Genomic DNA, 15,082 nt, shown 5'->3' with positions numbered 1-15,082 from the left:
CAATCAAATTTTATTCCCCAGAACGACATGAAATTCGGAATTATTGGAGGAGGCATGATCGCTCGCTTTCACGCCCAGGCCATCAATGCGATGGAAGACGGCATCTTGCATTCTGTCTACGCTCGTGATGCAGCCAAGGCGGAGTCATTCGCCGAGGAGTTCGGCTGCAAGGCATACACGGAATTTGATGCCTTCCTAGCGGATCAAGAGCTTGAGGTAGTGACCATCGCTACTCCATCCGGTGCCCACCTGGAGCCTGCTCTCGCGGCTGCCAAAGCGGGCATCCACATCGCTTGCGAAAAGCCGCTTGAGGTGACTACCGAGCGTGTTGATGAAATGATTGCTGCGGCGGATGCCCATGGTGTGAAGCTTGCGGGTATTTTTAACCGTCGCTTCTCCCCTGCTGTGGCTGCGATCAAGCAGGCTGCCGAGCAGAAACGTTTCGGTACACTGGCTCTGGCGGAAGCCTCTATCAAGTGGTACCGCGATCAGGCCTACTATGATTCCGGCGCCTGGCGTGGAACCTGGAAACTCGATGGTGGTGGTGCGCTGATGAACCAGGGCATCCATACCGTGGACCAGCTCATCTACATTGCCGGCCCGATCAAGCGCCTCTCCGCAAGTATGGCCACACTGGCCCACGAAGGTATCGAGGTGGAAGACACCGCGGTGGCTGTGCTCGAGTTTGAGAATGGTGCCCGCGGCGTCATTCAGGCCTCTACCGCCTGCTTCTCCAAGACAGGCCATCCGGCTGAAGTTCAGCTCTGCGGTGATCAAGGCTCCGCATTCCTGACAGACGAGTCTTTCCGCGTCTGGGATTTTGCCGAGGAGCAGGAGGAAGACGCAGAGATTCTCTCCACACTCATGCAGGGTGCGGACCAAGGTCTCGGTGCCAATGACCCTACAGCCATCAATTTCTACGGCCACCAGCGCACCTTCGAGGATCTGGTGACCGCCATCCAAAACGATACGGTTCCTGCCGTCGACGGCCATGAAGCCCGCAAGGCGGTTGCCGTCATCCGCGCCATCTACGAATCCGCCCAGAATGGCGGCAAGTGGATGGAACTCTAAACGCTATCCTGGACTTCGCAGTACCTCTCGCGCTCTACATCTACTGCTCATTATCCATGAAAAATCGTACTCTCTCCATACTTCGCGGAGCGGCCTGCTCATCTGCGGCTCTCCTTCTTTCGCTAACATCACAGCTGACAGCGGCAGAAGCCCTGCAGCTGATGCCTTATCCTGCTAAAGTAGAACATGCGGAAGGCGTCTATCAGTTTCCTGAAACTGCGGTGATATCCCAGGGGGCTACCAGACTGAATCTGGAAACCATCGCTGGGCTGAAGCTCACCCCGGGCGAAAACCCGCAGGTGCTCCTGCTTAAAGCCAAAGACGACACTTTCCCAAAGTCTGTGACTTCTCCGGAGCGTCACCAGATTCAAGTGACCCCAAAAGGTGTCGCCATCCGTGCTGCTGAAGAAGTGGGTTACTACCGTGCGCTCCAGACTCTGGCCCAGATGGTGGCTACCACTGGAGGAAAGCTTCCATTGGCCACTGTAACCGACTATCCGCGTTTTGAATGGCGTGGATTTATGTTAGATGAGTCACGCCACTTCACAGGCAAAGATGCGCTGAAGAAGATTCTCGATGAAATGGCGGCTCACAAGATGAACCGCTTTCACTGGCATCTAACAGACTCGCAAGGTTGGCGTATTGAAATCAAGAAATACCCGAAGCTGACCACCGTGGGAGCGATCGGCAACAATACCAATCCGAAGGCTCCTGCTGAGTTTTACACCCAGGAAGAGATCAAGGAAATCGTAGCCTATGCCAAAGCGCGTCACATCACCATCGTTCCAGAGATTGACATGCCGGGCCATGCCGCAGCTGCGGTTCGCGCCTATCCGGAATTCAGCGGTGGTGGTTCCAAGCGTCATCCAGACTTTACCTTCAACCCGGCTTCCAAGGAGACGGAAACCTTCCTACTGGATATTCTCAAGGAAGTGGCCCAGCTCTTCCCGGATGCAAAGGTCATCCACTTCGGTGGTGACGAGTCCCACTTTGGTTGGGAGAAGTGGCCTCAGCTGCCTGCTGTAAAGGCACTGATGAAGGAAAAAGGCTACAAGGATTTGCATCAGGTGGAGCATGACTTCAACCGCCGCATGGCCAAGCACATCAATGACCTCGGCTTCACCGTCGGTGGCTGGGATGAGATTTCCCGCGTCGGTCTCGACAAGAAGAAGACCCTGCTCTTCTGGTGGCGCCACAACAAGCCGGCCGAACTGGATTACGCGCTTAAGAACGGCTACCAGGTTGTCCTTTGCCCGCGCATCCCTTGCTACTTCGATTTTGTGCAGCACAAGACCCACAAGATCGGCCGCCGCTGGGGTTCCGCCTTCGTGCCACTCGATGCCGTCTATGCCTATCCAGACTCTCAGAAGCAAATCGCAGGCAAAGAGCACCTGATCAAAGGGGTGCAGGCGAATCTCTGGACGGAGCAGACTCCGACCCAGCGCCGCCGCGAGTTCATGATCTTCCCACGCCTTCACGCTATCGCTTCTGCCGGTTGGGTTCAGAAGGAGAACAAGGACTACGAGCGTTTCCTTAGCTACATGAACTACAGGCTTCCAGTCATGCAGCAAACCGGTCTTCATCACGCCTCCATCGACCAGCCAAACCAGGAGACAGCCAAGGATGGCAAGGTCGTGGAACGCAAGTAATTCACGACTTATTCACAACCTGCTGTTCACAATGATTGGTGGGTGTGTAAATATCAGACAATCAATCGACAAGAACGCTAAAAAAGCTGGATACGCACAGCTTGCAAACGACTTATTCACATGAAGCTCACAGGATTCGCAGACGAAGCAGCCAGAGACCTCGCCACTCAGATCAAAGCTACCCAGGAACTCGGGTGGGAGTATATTTCCGCTCGCGGCATTGATGGCAAAAATATCCACGATCTCAGTGAGGAAGCATTTGAGACCAGCGTGCAGCAGCTTGAGGCAGCAGGAATCAAGGTGGCAGAGTTCGGCTCCCTGATCGGCAACTGGGCGAAGAAGATTGATACTGATTTTGACATCACACTCGGTGAGATCGAGCGAGCGATCCCGCGCATGAAGCGTCTCGGCACCCAGTACGTGCGCATCATGTCCTATGCTCAGGAGCCATGGGGTAGCGACCAGCAGGAGCAGGAGCGCTTTCACCGCCTGCGTGAGATCGTGGCGCGCTTCTCTGATGCCGGCTTGATTGCCGCCCACGAGAACTGCATGAACTACGGCGGATTCTCCTCTGAGCACACCCTCCGTCTGATCGAGGAAGTGCCCGGCATGAAACTGATCTTTGATACCGGCAACCCGGTCTTCCAGCGTGACCGTTCCAAGCCAGAGCCCTATCCATGGCAGGATGCCTGGGAGTTCTATCAGAACGTCCGTGAACACATCGTTCACATCCACATCAAGGACTGCAAGAACCCGCTAGCAGATGGCGTGGAGCCTGAGTACGTCTTCCCCGGTGAAGGCCAGGGCTACGTCCGTGAAATCATCCGCGATCTCAAGTCTAACAGTTACAACGGCTTCATCGCTATCGAGCCTCACGTCGCCACCGTCTTCCACGTGACCGATGGCCAGGAGCCAGACTGGCAGCAGTGCTATGACTCCTACGTCGCCTACGGCAAGGCAATGGAGGAGATCATCCAGGGGGCGTAATATGATTGGGAGTGGACTTATTCCCAAGAGGTATGGGTAATACCAGCCTCGTTGGTAAGGTTGTGTATCTCGAGTTTGTACTTCTTTCTCACCTGATGGGGGGCGAGAACGACTAAATCCATGAGTGGTCGACGATCCTCTCTGTTTAAATCTTTCAGAATGGGGACCGCGTCCTTGAAGTGGACTTTCTTGTTGTCTTCAAACGTGAGATAGCCGTCGGAATCCAATCTTACTAAGATGATAAAGCCTGCTTCTTTTAGATCAAAAAAATCTCCTTCAAACGCGAGATCTTTTTGGCAGCTTTCGCAGACTATATAGAAAGATTTTCCATTGACTCTAAAGTCAGGTTCGCCCCCATAAAACGCGTGAGGAAAGATGCTCTCCCAGTCATAACTCATGAGAAACTGCGCATGCTTTCTAGTGCCACAAATGGTAGCTTTTTGCACATGAAGGTATAGCCTCTCATGGTGTACTTCGCATTGTTCGTTGAGGTAGGTTTTTGGTTTACTAGGCAATTCGGTGCTCTCTTTGTCGCAAGACGTGAGAAAGAGTATGACGATGAAAGCCAGTAAGCATGTAGATGGTGACAGCACTAAGAGGTTAACGATTAGCCCCGGATTTTCTTAGCAGGTGTATGTCCCGGATTCTTTAAATAACCTCCGTAACCTTTGGTCAATTCGGCTGTAAAGCCTGCATGCAGATACGACCAATCGCTTTACTCATGCTGGCGCTGGCAGGTGCCGCTGAATTGCGCGCCGATGCCTTTGATGATCAGGGAAACCAACTTCAGGCGCAGCCGATGCCCCGGGTGTTCCGCTCGGTGATCGATGACCGTCCACGGATGTTGACGGTGATCTTGGATGAGACGCGTGCGATCTCTTATGACACCTGGCATGCTCACCTCGGGATGGTTTGGAAAGGCGAACAGGGTAATCTGGTGAAGCTGGATAGTTCCGTTTACACCCAGAAGAACGGGCCACAGCCAGAGCATCTCGGGGACATCATTTTTGATCACCGGGAGCCAGAGTTCACCAGCAGCTTGGGCAAGGTGCTGTATATGGGACATGCCTTTCGTGATGGGCAGCTCGTCTTACGCTATGGCGTGAAGAACGAGCAATTCGAACTCGTGGCGACCATTGAAGAGATGCCGACCTATCAAAACAAAACACTGAAGCGCTCGATCAGCGTTACGCCAGCCTCGGCGGGCGCTTCCATCCAGTTCAAGCCTGCCCGGGGTATCTCCTGGACTCAGGCTGGTAAGGCATTCAGTGAGGCGAGCTTGGCACAGCCGCTGAGTATCAGCACGACATTCTAACATTTTTACTCATGAAGATATCAATCATTCTCTCTCTCCTGCTCTCGCTGCTGCCCATGTCTCTTACTGCGGGTACGCTTGAACTGACAGGAAAGACCGCCAAGATCAAAGGCCCGAGTGGCGGTCGCCAGCTGACCTGGAACAAGGACAGGTTCCAATACTGGAGCTCCCAGAGTTCGGTGCCGAGCTGGACTTTCAAAGCAAAAGGCGAAGGCGAGGTGGAGCTCACAGTCTATCAATCGATGCATGAGATCCCCTCCTCAGCATACACGGTCCAGTTTGGCGAGCACGCCATCAAGGCGGCTGTGCAAGAAACCGCTTCTTGGACGGATTACCAGGCCGTGAAGATCGGAACCTTCAAGTTCAAGAAAGGTATCAATGTGCTCAGTATTAGGCCTGAGAAGTTGAAGGGGCGGGCCTTGATGGACCTTCAGAAAGTGTCTTTGTCCGGCGATACGGACTTGCTCAGTGAGCTGAAGCCACGGCTTCACAAGCGGGTGGGTATCCAGTCCAAGCTCACGAAGCCACACCCATCCACCAAGGTGGTGGATATTTCACCGGGTCCTTTGAACCTGAAAGTGACCGGGATCGATTTCCTCTCAGACGGCACCATGGTCGTGTCTTCCTGGGACAAGTGGGGATCAGTCTACCTAATCAAAGGCTATGGCGGTGCGCGTGAGCAGATGCAGATCACCCGTTTTGCCGAAGGGATGGCTGAGCCACTCGGTGTCGTAGTGGTGGACGATGTAATCTATGTGCAGCAGAAGCAGGAACTGACCCGCTTGCGAGATCTGGATAAGGACGGCAAGTGTGATTCCTATGAGGTGGTGTGCAATGCCTGGGAAGTGTGCGATAACTTCCACGAGTTCTCCTTCTGCCCACAGTACAAGGATGGCTACTTCTACACGACGCTGGCGATAGCCGTGAACTTGGGAGGGGCAACCACCAAGCCACAGGTGAAGGATCGTGGTACGGTGGTGCGCATCGATCCGAAGACTGGCCAGTACGAAGTGGTGGCAGCGGGCTTCCGCACACCCAATGGCATGGCCTTCTCAGCGGACAAAGAGCATCTCTTTGTGGCGGATAACCAGGGTGATTACTTGCCGGGTAACAAGATCGTGGATGTGAAGCCGGGACGTTTCTACAACCATCGCTATTTCCCTCCCCATCCGCTCAGCGAGCAGCCTGTGTCACCGCCGATGGCGTGGCTTCCTCATAATGAAATCGCCAACTCCCCTACACAACCCTATCAGCTAAAGAGCGGACGCTATCAGGGGCAATTGTTGGTTGGGGACATCCATCACGGTGGGATCAGACGGATTTCGATGGAGGAGATCGATGGTGAATTACAGGGTACCGCATTCCGTTTTTCCCAAGGTCTCAAAGGTGGCATCAACCGCCTGATGGAGGGCCCGGACGGCCATCTCTATGCAGGTGTCTGCGGGAGTCGTGGCAACTGGGGACGCGGAGCTTATCAGGGCTTGTACCGCATTGAGATGGGTGATGCCCCCGTCTTTGAGGTCCTGCGGGTGGATACAATGAGCAATGGCCTGACTCTGACCTTTATCCAGCCGCTCAAAGAGGGGCTGGGCTGGGATCCGGCTTATTACAAGATCGATACCTACACTTACAAGCCGACTGCCAATTATGGTGGCCCCAAGGTCGACAAGCACGACCTCCAAGTGCTCAGTGCGACCGTCTCATCTGACCGTACGCAGGTATTTCTGGAAATCCCGGGGATCAAGACCGGCTATGTGGTTCACGGTACACTGGACGCAGAGACGACTGGAGAGGACGGCAAGCTGGCCTGGGCCGGAGAATGGTGGACGACTGTCAATCAGATCCCAGCTGGTAAAATGGGTGAGAAATCCCCTGCCCCAGTTTACGCGAAGAAGATTGACCTGATGGAAGATGGCGAGGAGGTGAGCCCTCACGCCAAGGCGCTGACGCTGTTCAGCGAGAACTGTGTATCCTGCCACAAGATCACCCGAGAGCGTCTCATCGGTCCGGGTCTTGCAGGTCTGTTAGGGAAGAAGCAAGTCGTGATCCGGGATGGCAAGCGGGTGGAAGTCACCATCGACAAAGCCTATCTCCAGAAGGCCATTATGCAGCCCGGGGCTGAACACCCGGTAGGTTACCAGCCGATCATGAGTCCACTCGGGGACGCTCTGGGAGAGAAGAATGTGAAGCTCCTAGTGGAGTGGATCAGTACCTTGAAATAAGCACATAAAAAACACTCCCTAGGGAGTGTTAGAGTGCATGCGTGTGGGGTGTGGAACTACGACTATCGGCGATTAATCCACATCCACACCGACCATCCACTGAATGCCGAAGGGGTCAGTGACCATGCCGAATTTTGGAGACCAAAAGGTCTTTTCCAGTGGCATGTTCACCTTGCCTTTGTCTGCGAGGGCATTGAAGCGTTCTTCGGCTTCCGCTGCATTCTCGCAGCCTAGATAGATGGAGTAGCCTTTGTGCTCGGCTTCTTCACCGCATCCATCGGAGGCCATGATGTAGGCGTTGCCCACGCGCATACAGGCGTGCATGACTTTGTCCTCGTAGCCTTTGGGGATCTTGAATTTCTCCTCATCAGGCTCGGGGTTGTCTTTGTAGCGCATAAGGGCTTTGACTTCAGCTCCTATGGCTCGGGTGTAATAGACGAGGGCCTTTTCACAGAGGCCTCCGAAAAATAGGTAAGGTTGGATTTTTGGCTTCATGGGGTTTGGCTAATAGCAAGCAATGTATGGGGGTTAGACACACTCTCTGGAGCCTGTGCGAGGCACGTGAGGCTAAGAGACTAATATAGTTATATCACAGAGGGTGTGTCTCTGCCAATGGCTTTTCTTAAGTAGCCGAAGAAAGCTGATAGATGAGGCCGCTCGATGGCCTACATCAGCTGGGCGATGAGGTCGAATTTGCCAGAGACGCCAAACTTCCGGTAAATGGATGAGAGGTGCTTGTTCACCGTGGTGGGTGAGATTCCCAGGGAGAGCGCGACTTCTTTGTCTCGCCTTCCTTGGATGAGCAGATTAAGTACCGCCTTTTCTTGCGGGCTCAAGAGTCTGGTAGAAGGAAGAGCGGCGCCGCGCAGCTGCATCATACGCTTATGGAGCACCCCTATGCCCATACTGGCGGTGAAGGCGAATTCCCGTTCCTCCACGGTGAACGGTGCCTCGCCGATGCCCCGGTAGAAGACGATGTAGGACTCGCATGCGGAATCCACGGAATAGACAACGAACATCAGTTCAGAATCACCATTCTTCTGGTGGAACTCACGATGAATCCAATGGTTCTGCCACTCCTCATCAGTAATGACATCTCTGCGTGTAAAACTACGCGAGCTGCCAGCACTCTCAATGGCGGCTTTGGTCAAGGGGTCAATGCCGTGCTTCTGTTTGACCTCCATGTAGAGTTGATAGTTGTCTTCCGGAGTACGCGGTCTCTCGCTGGACTGGCAGTAGAGTACATCGACGGTCGTCCACTCGCCTAACATCTCGATTACCGGGGTATTGCTGGCATCCTTGCCTCGGCCGCTGCCAATCCAGAGTACGTTACGGGCATTCAAGTGGCGCTTCATTTCCTCAAGGAAATAGAGCATGGCTTGATCGCTCTCATGGTAGGAGTAATGAGCAATTTGCTGCCATATTTTTCGAATGTGGGAGGGACAGTGGGGGAGGCTCATCGAAGCCTATTTTTACAAATACCTGAGTGAGGCTGTATAGTAAAAAATAGGACAGTTAGAGCGCGGGCGGAGATGGTTCAGCGCATGCTACGACTTGGCTCAGCTCCATAACCATTGATTTCCAATCGGTCCTGAAAACAGCGGACAATGGCGTAGGCCGTTTCTGCTTGGGTTTCCACCATGCCCTTGAAATTCACGTAGTGGGCACCCTGGTGCTGGACGTAGTTGCCAGCGTGGTTGTGGCCATTGAGGTAGGCTGCCACGTGGTCGTGCTTTTCAAGCAGGGTGACCAGTTCCGGAGCATTCCAGAGGTTGTGGCCGTCCTCGGCCGGCAGGACGGGGAGGTGGTTGAACAGGAGGACGCGCTGGGAGGCCTTTTTGGCGGCCTGGAGCTCCTGCTCCAACCAGTTGAACTGCTTGGCAGTGAGGCCAGAGTTCCAGGGTCTGCCTCGGGCAGCCTTGGCTTCGGTCAGTTTATCCAGATAGGCCTGGGCTTCCTCTCGTCTTGGGTCTCCGATTCCGTAGCGAAAAACGCTGAGTTCCGTGCCGTCCAGATAGATGAGTCTCCAGCCGCTGTGTTGCTGGCTGAAGTAGGTGGCTTTGCCCAGTCCCAGGGTTTCGGGGACTCTGGCCTTTTCTGCGTCAGAGACCGAAAAGTCATGGTTCCCAAGCACGTGGTAGTAAGGCACTTTGAGTGACTGGTATTCCTTGAGCACCGGGTTGAAGCTGCTGAAATCCTCGTCAATCAAATCTCCCAGGGTGACTACGAGATCCAGCTGGTGCTGGTTGAGCTCGGCGATGGCACGGCGCAGCTTGCCGAGTGACTCACGGTAGTAGCGACTGCCACGCGCCTCTTTGTTGGCGTATTGAGGGTCGGCAATGATGCCGATGCTGAGCTGCGCTTTGTCCCCCTCCCCTGCTGACTGCGCCTTGGCCAGGCTGGCGATCATGGGGAGTGGCAGGATGGTTTTCAAAAAGCTTCTTCTGTGGATCATAGGGTTTCGCGGAGTTCACGTGGCGATTTACCTGTCTGGCGCTTCACGAAGTTCGAAAGGCCGGCGGCGTCGGTAAAGCCTGCTTGAGCAGCAATACGGTCCAGAGTCAGTGAATCTCTCGCCAAAAGGATCTCGATCGCCTTCATGCGGTGCTCGCGGATCACGGATGCCGGGCTGACTTTGGCGTGCTTTTCAAAGGCTCTTTCCAGGCCGCGACGTGAAATGCCGGTGACGTCTGAGAGTTCATCCACGGATGGTCCGCGCAGCGCATTGCTAGAGAGCCATTCCACGGCTTTCTGATAGCAGAGGAAGTAGCGGTCTACTTCGTGGCTGGATTCGCGGGCGACCAGACGGGCTGGAGAAATGACGGGTTCAGCTTTGGTAGGCAGTCCTAGCATGTTGGCGAGCTGCCAGGCGGCGCGCTGCCCTACCCCAGTGGCATGCAGGTCGATACTACTCAAAGGAGGCACGCTGGTGTGGCAGAGCTGCACATCGTTATCCACCCCGATGACGGCGACTTGGTTGGGTACCGAGAAACCGGCGTATTGGCAGGCCTGCAGGACCGTGAGGCCTGCGGAATCCGAGCAGCCAAAAACCCCGATCGGCTTGGGCACCTTGCGCAGCCATTCGGCGAGTCTGAGTACCCCACTCCAGCTCTCACGCTCGTTGCCTCTGAGCTCGATGGCGTGGACGACGGCGGGATGGTTCATCAGTGCCTCGCCACGGCCCCTGGACCAGCCCACGCCTTCAAATCCTACGAAGCCCCAGTGCTTCACACTCAGTCGTTTCAGTTCCTCAACAGCGAGAGCACCTACACTGGCATCATCCACGTGAGCGGCAGCCTTCATGGTCTCGGACTCTTCCACGGGCTCACCCATGGCACCACGCAGGACGACGGTGGGTACCTCCTGGCCTTTGAGTTCCTCCATGACCTCCGGAGAGGCATCGCGGACGATGACGCCGTCCACCTGGGCCAGCACCTGCGCGATAGCATCGCGGTCGGTCTCTGAGGCGGTCAGTCGCATGGTGTTCCACCAGTCGTGCGCGCGAGCTTCCATCATTAAGCCACTGAGGATCTGTCTGCCGTAGTGGGTGCGGAGCTCTGTGAGGACCAAAACTTTCTTCATGAAAGTGACTATATTGTCGCGAATTGAAAAAATCAATTCCGCACATAGATATCGTAAAATTAGCGGAAATGGGACAGAGTATGCGAAGCATGATGAACATCCTTGTTTCTGAAATTTCATACAACAAAGCGAAATCCACCTTCGAAGCGCTGAATGCTTCCCAGGATGAATTTACCTTCCTGCCAAGCGCAGAAGATGAGCCAACACTCTCCGCGCGCATCCGCGAGGAAGGAATCCGTGGCTTTATCGCTGATATTTATCCCTATACAGGTGAGCTCTATGAAGCCATGCCTGAGGGCTCTGTGATCTCCCGCTATGGGGTCGGCCATGACTCGATCGACAAGGATAAGGCGGTCGCCAATGGCATTACCGTCTGCAATACCCCGGGTGTGCTGGATAATGCGGTAGCGGAACATGCCGTCTGGATGCTGGGAGCTCTTTCCCGCCACGTGGCGACTGCTGATGCTACCACCAAGGCTGGTAAGTGGGAGCCACAGAAGGGCATTGAAGTCGCAAAGCGTAAAGTGACGATCCTGGGCTGTGGCCGCATCGGTCGTAACCTCGCTCGCAAGCTTGGCGTGGGCCTGAGCATGGAAGTCACTGGCTACGATATCATGGAGAATCCAGACTTCGGCGCTGACTCCGGTATCGCCCACTACACGACCAACATGGATGAAGCTCTCGCAGATGCAGACTTTGTGATCACCCTTCTTCCTGTCCTCGAGTCCACCAAGCACATCGCCAATGCCGAGTTCTTCGGCAAGATGAAAGCGGGTGCACGCTTTATCAACTCTGCCCGCGGTGCTTTGGTTGATGAAAAGGCTCTCTACGATGCTCTCTCCAGCGGCCACCTTGGTGCAGCTGCTCTCGATGTCTTTGAAGTGGAGCCATACCAGCCACAGGATCCGGCCAAAGATCTCCGCACGCTTTCCAATATCCTGCTGACCCCACACGTAGGCTCCAATACGGATGAGTCCAATGCCGCCATGGCTTCCACTGCCGCGGATAACATCATGACTTTCCTCAAGACGGGCACCTGCGTGAACATCGTCGCCAAGCCGTAATCTTTAACCATCATACTCTCTTGAGTTCAGCTTCCAATAGCTCTGTAAACGCCCGTGGCATCATCGTCATGGGCGTGAGTGGTTGTGGGAAATCCACTGTCGGCTCCCTACTCGCTGCCAAGCTGGGCGGGAAGTTCTTCGATGGGGATGACTACCATCCCCAGGCGAATATCGACAAGATGGCCAGTGGTCAGCCGCTGAATGACGATGACCGCCAAGGCTGGCTGGAGTCCCTCAGGGATTTGATCACCAGTGAAGCTCAGGCCGGGCGCACGGCAGTGATTGCCTGCTCCGCGCTCAAGAAAAAGTACCGGGACTTGCTGCGTGAGGCTGGTGCCGAGGTGAGCTTCATCCATCTGCACGGTAGCCGCGAGCTCCTGCTGGAGCGCCTTACAGACCGGGCCGCTGAAGGAAACCACTTCATGCCAGCGACTTTGCTGGACTCCCAGCTGGATACTTTAGAGTATCCTCAGGGTGAACCTTTCACACACATTTTAAATATCTCTCATTCTCCGGCATCGCTGGCAGATGAGGCCGCAAACCAACTCTAAACACTATTTTTTCATGAACGTAATCGACGTAGATGCTCATAACGAACTGGTAACTGCTGCTTACATGGCACGCGGTTACGATGAAGCTGAATCCCGCGAAGCCGCAGATATGGCGGCTGCCGCGACTTGGCACGGAAACAACACTCACAACGCCCTGAAGGCCCTTCACCTGGACGAACTCTTTGGTTCTCACGTAGGTGGCTGCGTGCCTTCCGCAGAAATCGAAGTCCTCCCTAGCCGTTTCGCTGCGAGCGAGGTCTGGAATTCCAACAAGAAGCTGGGTCAGGCGGTTGCCAAGCGCGCATTCCAGCGAGCCATGGATCTGGCGGACGAATTCGGTGTCGGCATCGTCAGCGTGGACAATACCTTCCACTACCTCTGGGGCGGCGGTTACGTGATCGAAGCTGCCAAGAAGGGCTACATCGCCTACACCAACTGTACTTCCACACTGGCTGAGGTGGTTCCATTCATGGGCAAGCGTCCTACTCTTGGGACCAACCCGCACACCTGGGGCTTCCCGACACAGGACATCCTCGGCTTCCCGATCTGCATCGACTGGGCGACTTCTACCGTCGCTATGGGCCGTGTGCAGCAGCTTGCCCGCGAAGGCAAAGAACTGCCACCAAACGCCGCAGTGGATGCGGATGGCAATGTGACTACCGATCCTAACAAAGTAGCCGCCCTGCTTCCATTCGGCGCGCACAAGGGTTACGGCATGTCCCTGATCAACGAATTTTTCGGAGCCTTGATTGGTACTTCACTTCCAACTCACCGCGGCCGCACAGCCCCGACTCCAGGTGAAAAAACATCCTGTGCTTTCTACTTCCAGGTGATTCACCCGGATGCCCTGAACGCGGGTAACTATGCCGAAGGCCGCACTCAGATGGAGAATCTCAAAGCCTGTTTGGATGATATCCTCGATGGCAATGAAGGTGCGATGCTTCCAGGTCAGCTCGAGGCTAATGGTGCCAAGCGTTCCGAGGAAGCAGGTGGCCTGATCTTCACCGACGCAGAGCTTGAAGCGCTCAATGAGATCGCTGCCGAACTTGGCCGCGAGCCACTCAAACCGATCAATTCCTAAAAGTCCCCTGCCCCGTATTTCCCACACCGCAAATAAAGTACCATGCTTCTTACATCCAAACTCGCAGAACAGATCTACGCATCGATCGCAGACGCGCCGATCATCGATTTCCATACTCACCTGCCACAGCAGGAGATTTACGATGATCATCGCTTTGCTGATCTCTGGGAGCTTTGGCTGAAGCATGACCACTACAAGTGGCGCCTGATGCGTGGTTGCGGTGTGGATGAGCAGTTCATCACTGGCGACGCGGAACCCTTTGAGAAGTTCAAGGCCTTCGCCGGCATCCTTCCGCTGGCGATAGGTAATCCGGTTTACCAGTGGGCTCACATGGAGCTTGAGGCCGTCTTCGGTATCACCACGGCTCTCAATGCGGATAGCGCGGAGACTATTTGGAATCAGGCAAATCAAGCGCTGGAGAATGATCCGCAGCTTAGTGTTCGTGGGTTGTTAGAAAAGTTTAAGGTCAAACTCGTCTGCACCACGGATGATCCTACCTGGGATCTGAGTATTCATGAAAAGCTGGCAACGGAGGATGGTCTTTACACGACCGTCTTGCCGACATTTCGCCCGGACCGCTTCCTCTCCCCACACCAACCGGAGAAGTTCCAACACGCAATCGCTGATCTAGCAAAGTGTGTCGGCTTCAAAATTGAGAGTTTCGATGATCTGGTGACTGCGCTGGCAAAGCGCCATGCAGCCTTCCATGCTGCGGGTTGCCGCATGTCTGATCACGGACTGCCCTACTGCCCTACCCAGCCATCTTCCGAATTCAATCTGGAAGAGATCTTCTCCCGCTCCATGAGCGGCACGATTGCCAGCGAAGATGAATGGAACGCCTTTGCCGCTGCGCTGATGCAGCACATTGCCAAACTGAACACCGAGAAAGGCTGGACCATGCAGCTGCACCTTGGACCGTTGCGCAACGTCAACTCACGCATGGCACTGGAGCTTACGGCGGATTCGGGCTTTGATACCATGGGATCTTGGCCACAGACAGAGCCGCTTGTGGCTTTTCTCGATCAGCTCAGCTTCACAGACTCTCTGCCGAAGACGATCGTCTACAACCTGAATCCGAACGAATCTGAGGCGATCTGCTGTGCCTTACAGAATTTCCAGTGTGCCCCTACCCCGGGCAAGATCCAGTACGGTCCGGCCTGGTGGCACTGCGACCACGTACGTGGTATCCGCGAGCAGATTGATATTCTCACCTGTCTCGGGGCTATCGGAACCTCCATTGGCATGCTGACGGACTCCCGCTCCTTCACCTCCTACGTGCGTCACGATTACTATCGCCGCATTCTCTGCTCCTATCTGGCGGATGCCGCCAACAAAGGAGAGATGCCGAATGATCTGGAGTTGCTCAGTACTACCGCGAGAAACATCGCTCACTGTAATGCGGAGAGCTATCTGGAGCTCTTCCTGACCAGTGACTCTCTGCTGGCGGCTACGCTGGAAAACTAAGCTGCTTTCCGGGCGCTTGGGCAATGTCCTTGTCTGGGATGGAACGTTTATGCCCAATTGAGCCCCTATAGGTGCGAAAATTAATAGGGCTATCGA

14 protein-coding genes are annotated in these 15,082 nt (G+C 54.9%); 9 read left to right on the top strand and 5 right to left on the bottom strand.

Going from position 1 to position 15,082, the window contains the following annotated elements:
- Window positions 1-27: 27 nt before the first annotated feature.
- The 3 genes from BUB27_RS00675 (at window position 28) to BUB27_RS00665 (ending at window position 3,707) form a co-directional block, all read left to right on the top strand.
- Window positions 28-1,071: a Gfo/Idh/MocA family protein gene (locus BUB27_RS00675; protein ID WP_143157614.1), complete on the top strand. Its 1,044-nt coding sequence runs from the start codon at window positions 28-30 to the stop codon at window positions 1,069-1,071.
- A 56-nt stretch (window positions 1,072-1,127) separates the two neighbouring features.
- On the top strand, window positions 1,128-2,720 hold the full coding sequence (locus tag BUB27_RS00670) for a beta-N-acetylhexosaminidase (RefSeq protein ID WP_143157613.1): 1,593 nt from the start codon (window positions 1,128-1,130) through the stop codon (window positions 2,718-2,720).
- A gap of 120 nt (window positions 2,721-2,840) precedes the next feature.
- Window positions 2,841-3,707: a sugar phosphate isomerase/epimerase family protein gene (locus tag BUB27_RS00665; RefSeq protein WP_143157612.1), complete on the top strand. Its 867-nt coding sequence runs from the start codon at window positions 2,841-2,843 to the stop codon at window positions 3,705-3,707.
- 17 nt (window positions 3,708-3,724) lie between these two features.
- Here the strand turns inward: BUB27_RS00665 and BUB27_RS00660 are convergent, their stop codons facing one another.
- On the bottom strand, window positions 3,725-4,105 hold the full coding sequence (locus BUB27_RS00660; protein ID WP_143157611.1) for a hypothetical protein: 381 nt from the start codon (window positions 4,103-4,105) through the stop codon (window positions 3,725-3,727).
- Between the two features lie 296 nt (window positions 4,106-4,401).
- Here BUB27_RS00660 and BUB27_RS00655 point away from each other — a divergent pair, with 296 nt between their 5' ends.
- On the top strand, window positions 4,402-5,022 hold the full coding sequence (locus tag BUB27_RS00655) for a hypothetical protein (RefSeq protein WP_143157610.1): 621 nt from the start codon (window positions 4,402-4,404) through the stop codon (window positions 5,020-5,022).
- 11 nt (window positions 5,023-5,033) lie between these two features.
- Complete coding sequence (locus tag BUB27_RS00650; protein ID WP_143157609.1) at window positions 5,034-7,244, top strand: DUF7133 domain-containing protein; 2,211 nt, start codon at window positions 5,034-5,036, stop codon at window positions 7,242-7,244.
- 72 nt (window positions 7,245-7,316) lie between these two features.
- Here the strand turns inward: BUB27_RS00650 and BUB27_RS00645 are convergent, their stop codons facing one another.
- From BUB27_RS00645 to BUB27_RS00630, 4 genes are all read right to left on the bottom strand, one after another.
- Window positions 7,317-7,739 (bottom strand): VOC family protein, encoded by a 423-nt coding sequence (locus tag BUB27_RS00645; RefSeq protein ID WP_143157608.1) that lies wholly within the window; start codon window positions 7,737-7,739, stop codon window positions 7,317-7,319.
- A gap of 170 nt (window positions 7,740-7,909) precedes the next feature.
- Window positions 7,910-8,620, bottom strand: a complete 711-nt coding sequence (locus BUB27_RS00640) for a response regulator transcription factor (RefSeq protein WP_159434709.1) — start codon at window positions 8,618-8,620, stop codon at window positions 7,910-7,912.
- A gap of 161 nt (window positions 8,621-8,781) precedes the next feature.
- Window positions 8,782-9,678: a metallophosphoesterase gene (locus BUB27_RS00635; protein ID WP_159434708.1), complete on the bottom strand. Its 897-nt coding sequence runs from the start codon at window positions 9,676-9,678 to the stop codon at window positions 8,782-8,784.
- A gap of 17 nt (window positions 9,679-9,695) precedes the next feature.
- A complete protein-coding gene (locus BUB27_RS00630) occupies window positions 9,696-10,826 on the bottom strand; it encodes a substrate-binding domain-containing protein (protein ID WP_159434707.1) in 1,131 nt (376 codons plus the stop codon).
- Between the two features lie 89 nt (window positions 10,827-10,915).
- Here BUB27_RS00630 and BUB27_RS00625 point away from each other — a divergent pair, with 89 nt between their 5' ends.
- From BUB27_RS00625 to uxaC, 4 genes are all read left to right on the top strand, one after another.
- Window positions 10,916-11,890, top strand: a complete 975-nt coding sequence (locus tag BUB27_RS00625) for an NAD(P)-dependent oxidoreductase (RefSeq protein WP_143157604.1) — start codon at window positions 10,916-10,918, stop codon at window positions 11,888-11,890.
- A gap of 68 nt (window positions 11,891-11,958) precedes the next feature.
- Window positions 11,959-12,441 (top strand): gluconokinase, encoded by a 483-nt coding sequence (locus BUB27_RS00620; protein ID WP_143158503.1) that lies wholly within the window; start codon window positions 11,959-11,961, stop codon window positions 12,439-12,441.
- A 13-nt stretch (window positions 12,442-12,454) separates the two neighbouring features.
- The gene (locus BUB27_RS00615) at window positions 12,455-13,522 is read left to right on the top strand and encodes an Ldh family oxidoreductase (RefSeq protein WP_143157603.1); all 1,068 of its coding nucleotides are present in this window, start codon (window positions 12,455-12,457) and stop codon (window positions 13,520-13,522) included.
- 42 nt (window positions 13,523-13,564) lie between these two features.
- Window positions 13,565-14,986, top strand: a complete 1,422-nt coding sequence (gene uxaC / locus BUB27_RS00610) for a glucuronate isomerase (RefSeq protein WP_143157602.1) — start codon at window positions 13,565-13,567, stop codon at window positions 14,984-14,986.
- Window positions 14,987-15,082: the final 96 nt, after the last annotated feature.

This window comes from Rubritalea squalenifaciens DSM 18772 (assembly GCF_900141815.1).
Taxonomy (GTDB): domain Bacteria; phylum Verrucomicrobiota; class Verrucomicrobiia; order Verrucomicrobiales; family Akkermansiaceae; genus Rubritalea; species Rubritalea squalenifaciens.
The sequence above is the reverse complement of the archived record's forward strand: the minus strand, read 5'-3'. Positions and strand labels throughout refer to the sequence as shown.

Excerpts from the sequence above, each read along its gene's own strand:
- BUB27_RS00675 (WP_143157614.1), top strand. The coding sequence starts at position 28 with ATGAAATTCGGAATTATTGGAGGAGGCATGATCGCTCGCTTTCACGCC.
- BUB27_RS00670 (WP_143157613.1), top strand. The coding sequence starts at position 1,128 with ATGAAAAATCGTACTCTCTCCATACTTCGCGGAGCGGCCTGCTCATCT.
- BUB27_RS00665 (WP_143157612.1), top strand. The coding sequence starts at position 2,841 with ATGAAGCTCACAGGATTCGCAGACGAAGCAGCCAGAGACCTCGCCACT.
- BUB27_RS00660 (WP_143157611.1), bottom strand. The coding sequence starts at position 4,105 with ATGAGTTATGACTGGGAGAGCATCTTTCCTCACGCGTTTTATGGGGGC.
- BUB27_RS00655 (WP_143157610.1), top strand. The coding sequence starts at position 4,402 with ATGCAGATACGACCAATCGCTTTACTCATGCTGGCGCTGGCAGGTGCC.
- BUB27_RS00650 (WP_143157609.1), top strand. The coding sequence starts at position 5,034 with ATGAAGATATCAATCATTCTCTCTCTCCTGCTCTCGCTGCTGCCCATG.
- BUB27_RS00645 (WP_143157608.1), bottom strand. The coding sequence starts at position 7,739 with ATGAAGCCAAAAATCCAACCTTACCTATTTTTCGGAGGCCTCTGTGAA.
- BUB27_RS00640 (WP_159434709.1), bottom strand. The coding sequence starts at position 8,620 with ATGCTCTATTTCCTTGAGGAAATGAAGCGCCACTTGAATGCCCGTAAC.
- BUB27_RS00630 (WP_159434707.1), bottom strand. The coding sequence starts at position 10,826 with ATGAAGAAAGTTTTGGTCCTCACAGAGCTCCGCACCCACTACGGCAGA.
- BUB27_RS00625 (WP_143157604.1), top strand. The coding sequence starts at position 10,916 with ATGATGAACATCCTTGTTTCTGAAATTTCATACAACAAAGCGAAATCC.
- BUB27_RS00620 (WP_143158503.1), top strand. The coding sequence starts at position 11,959 with ATGGGCGTGAGTGGTTGTGGGAAATCCACTGTCGGCTCCCTACTCGCT.
- BUB27_RS00615 (WP_143157603.1), top strand. The coding sequence starts at position 12,455 with ATGAACGTAATCGACGTAGATGCTCATAACGAACTGGTAACTGCTGCT.
- uxaC (WP_143157602.1), top strand. The coding sequence starts at position 13,565 with ATGCTTCTTACATCCAAACTCGCAGAACAGATCTACGCATCGATCGCA.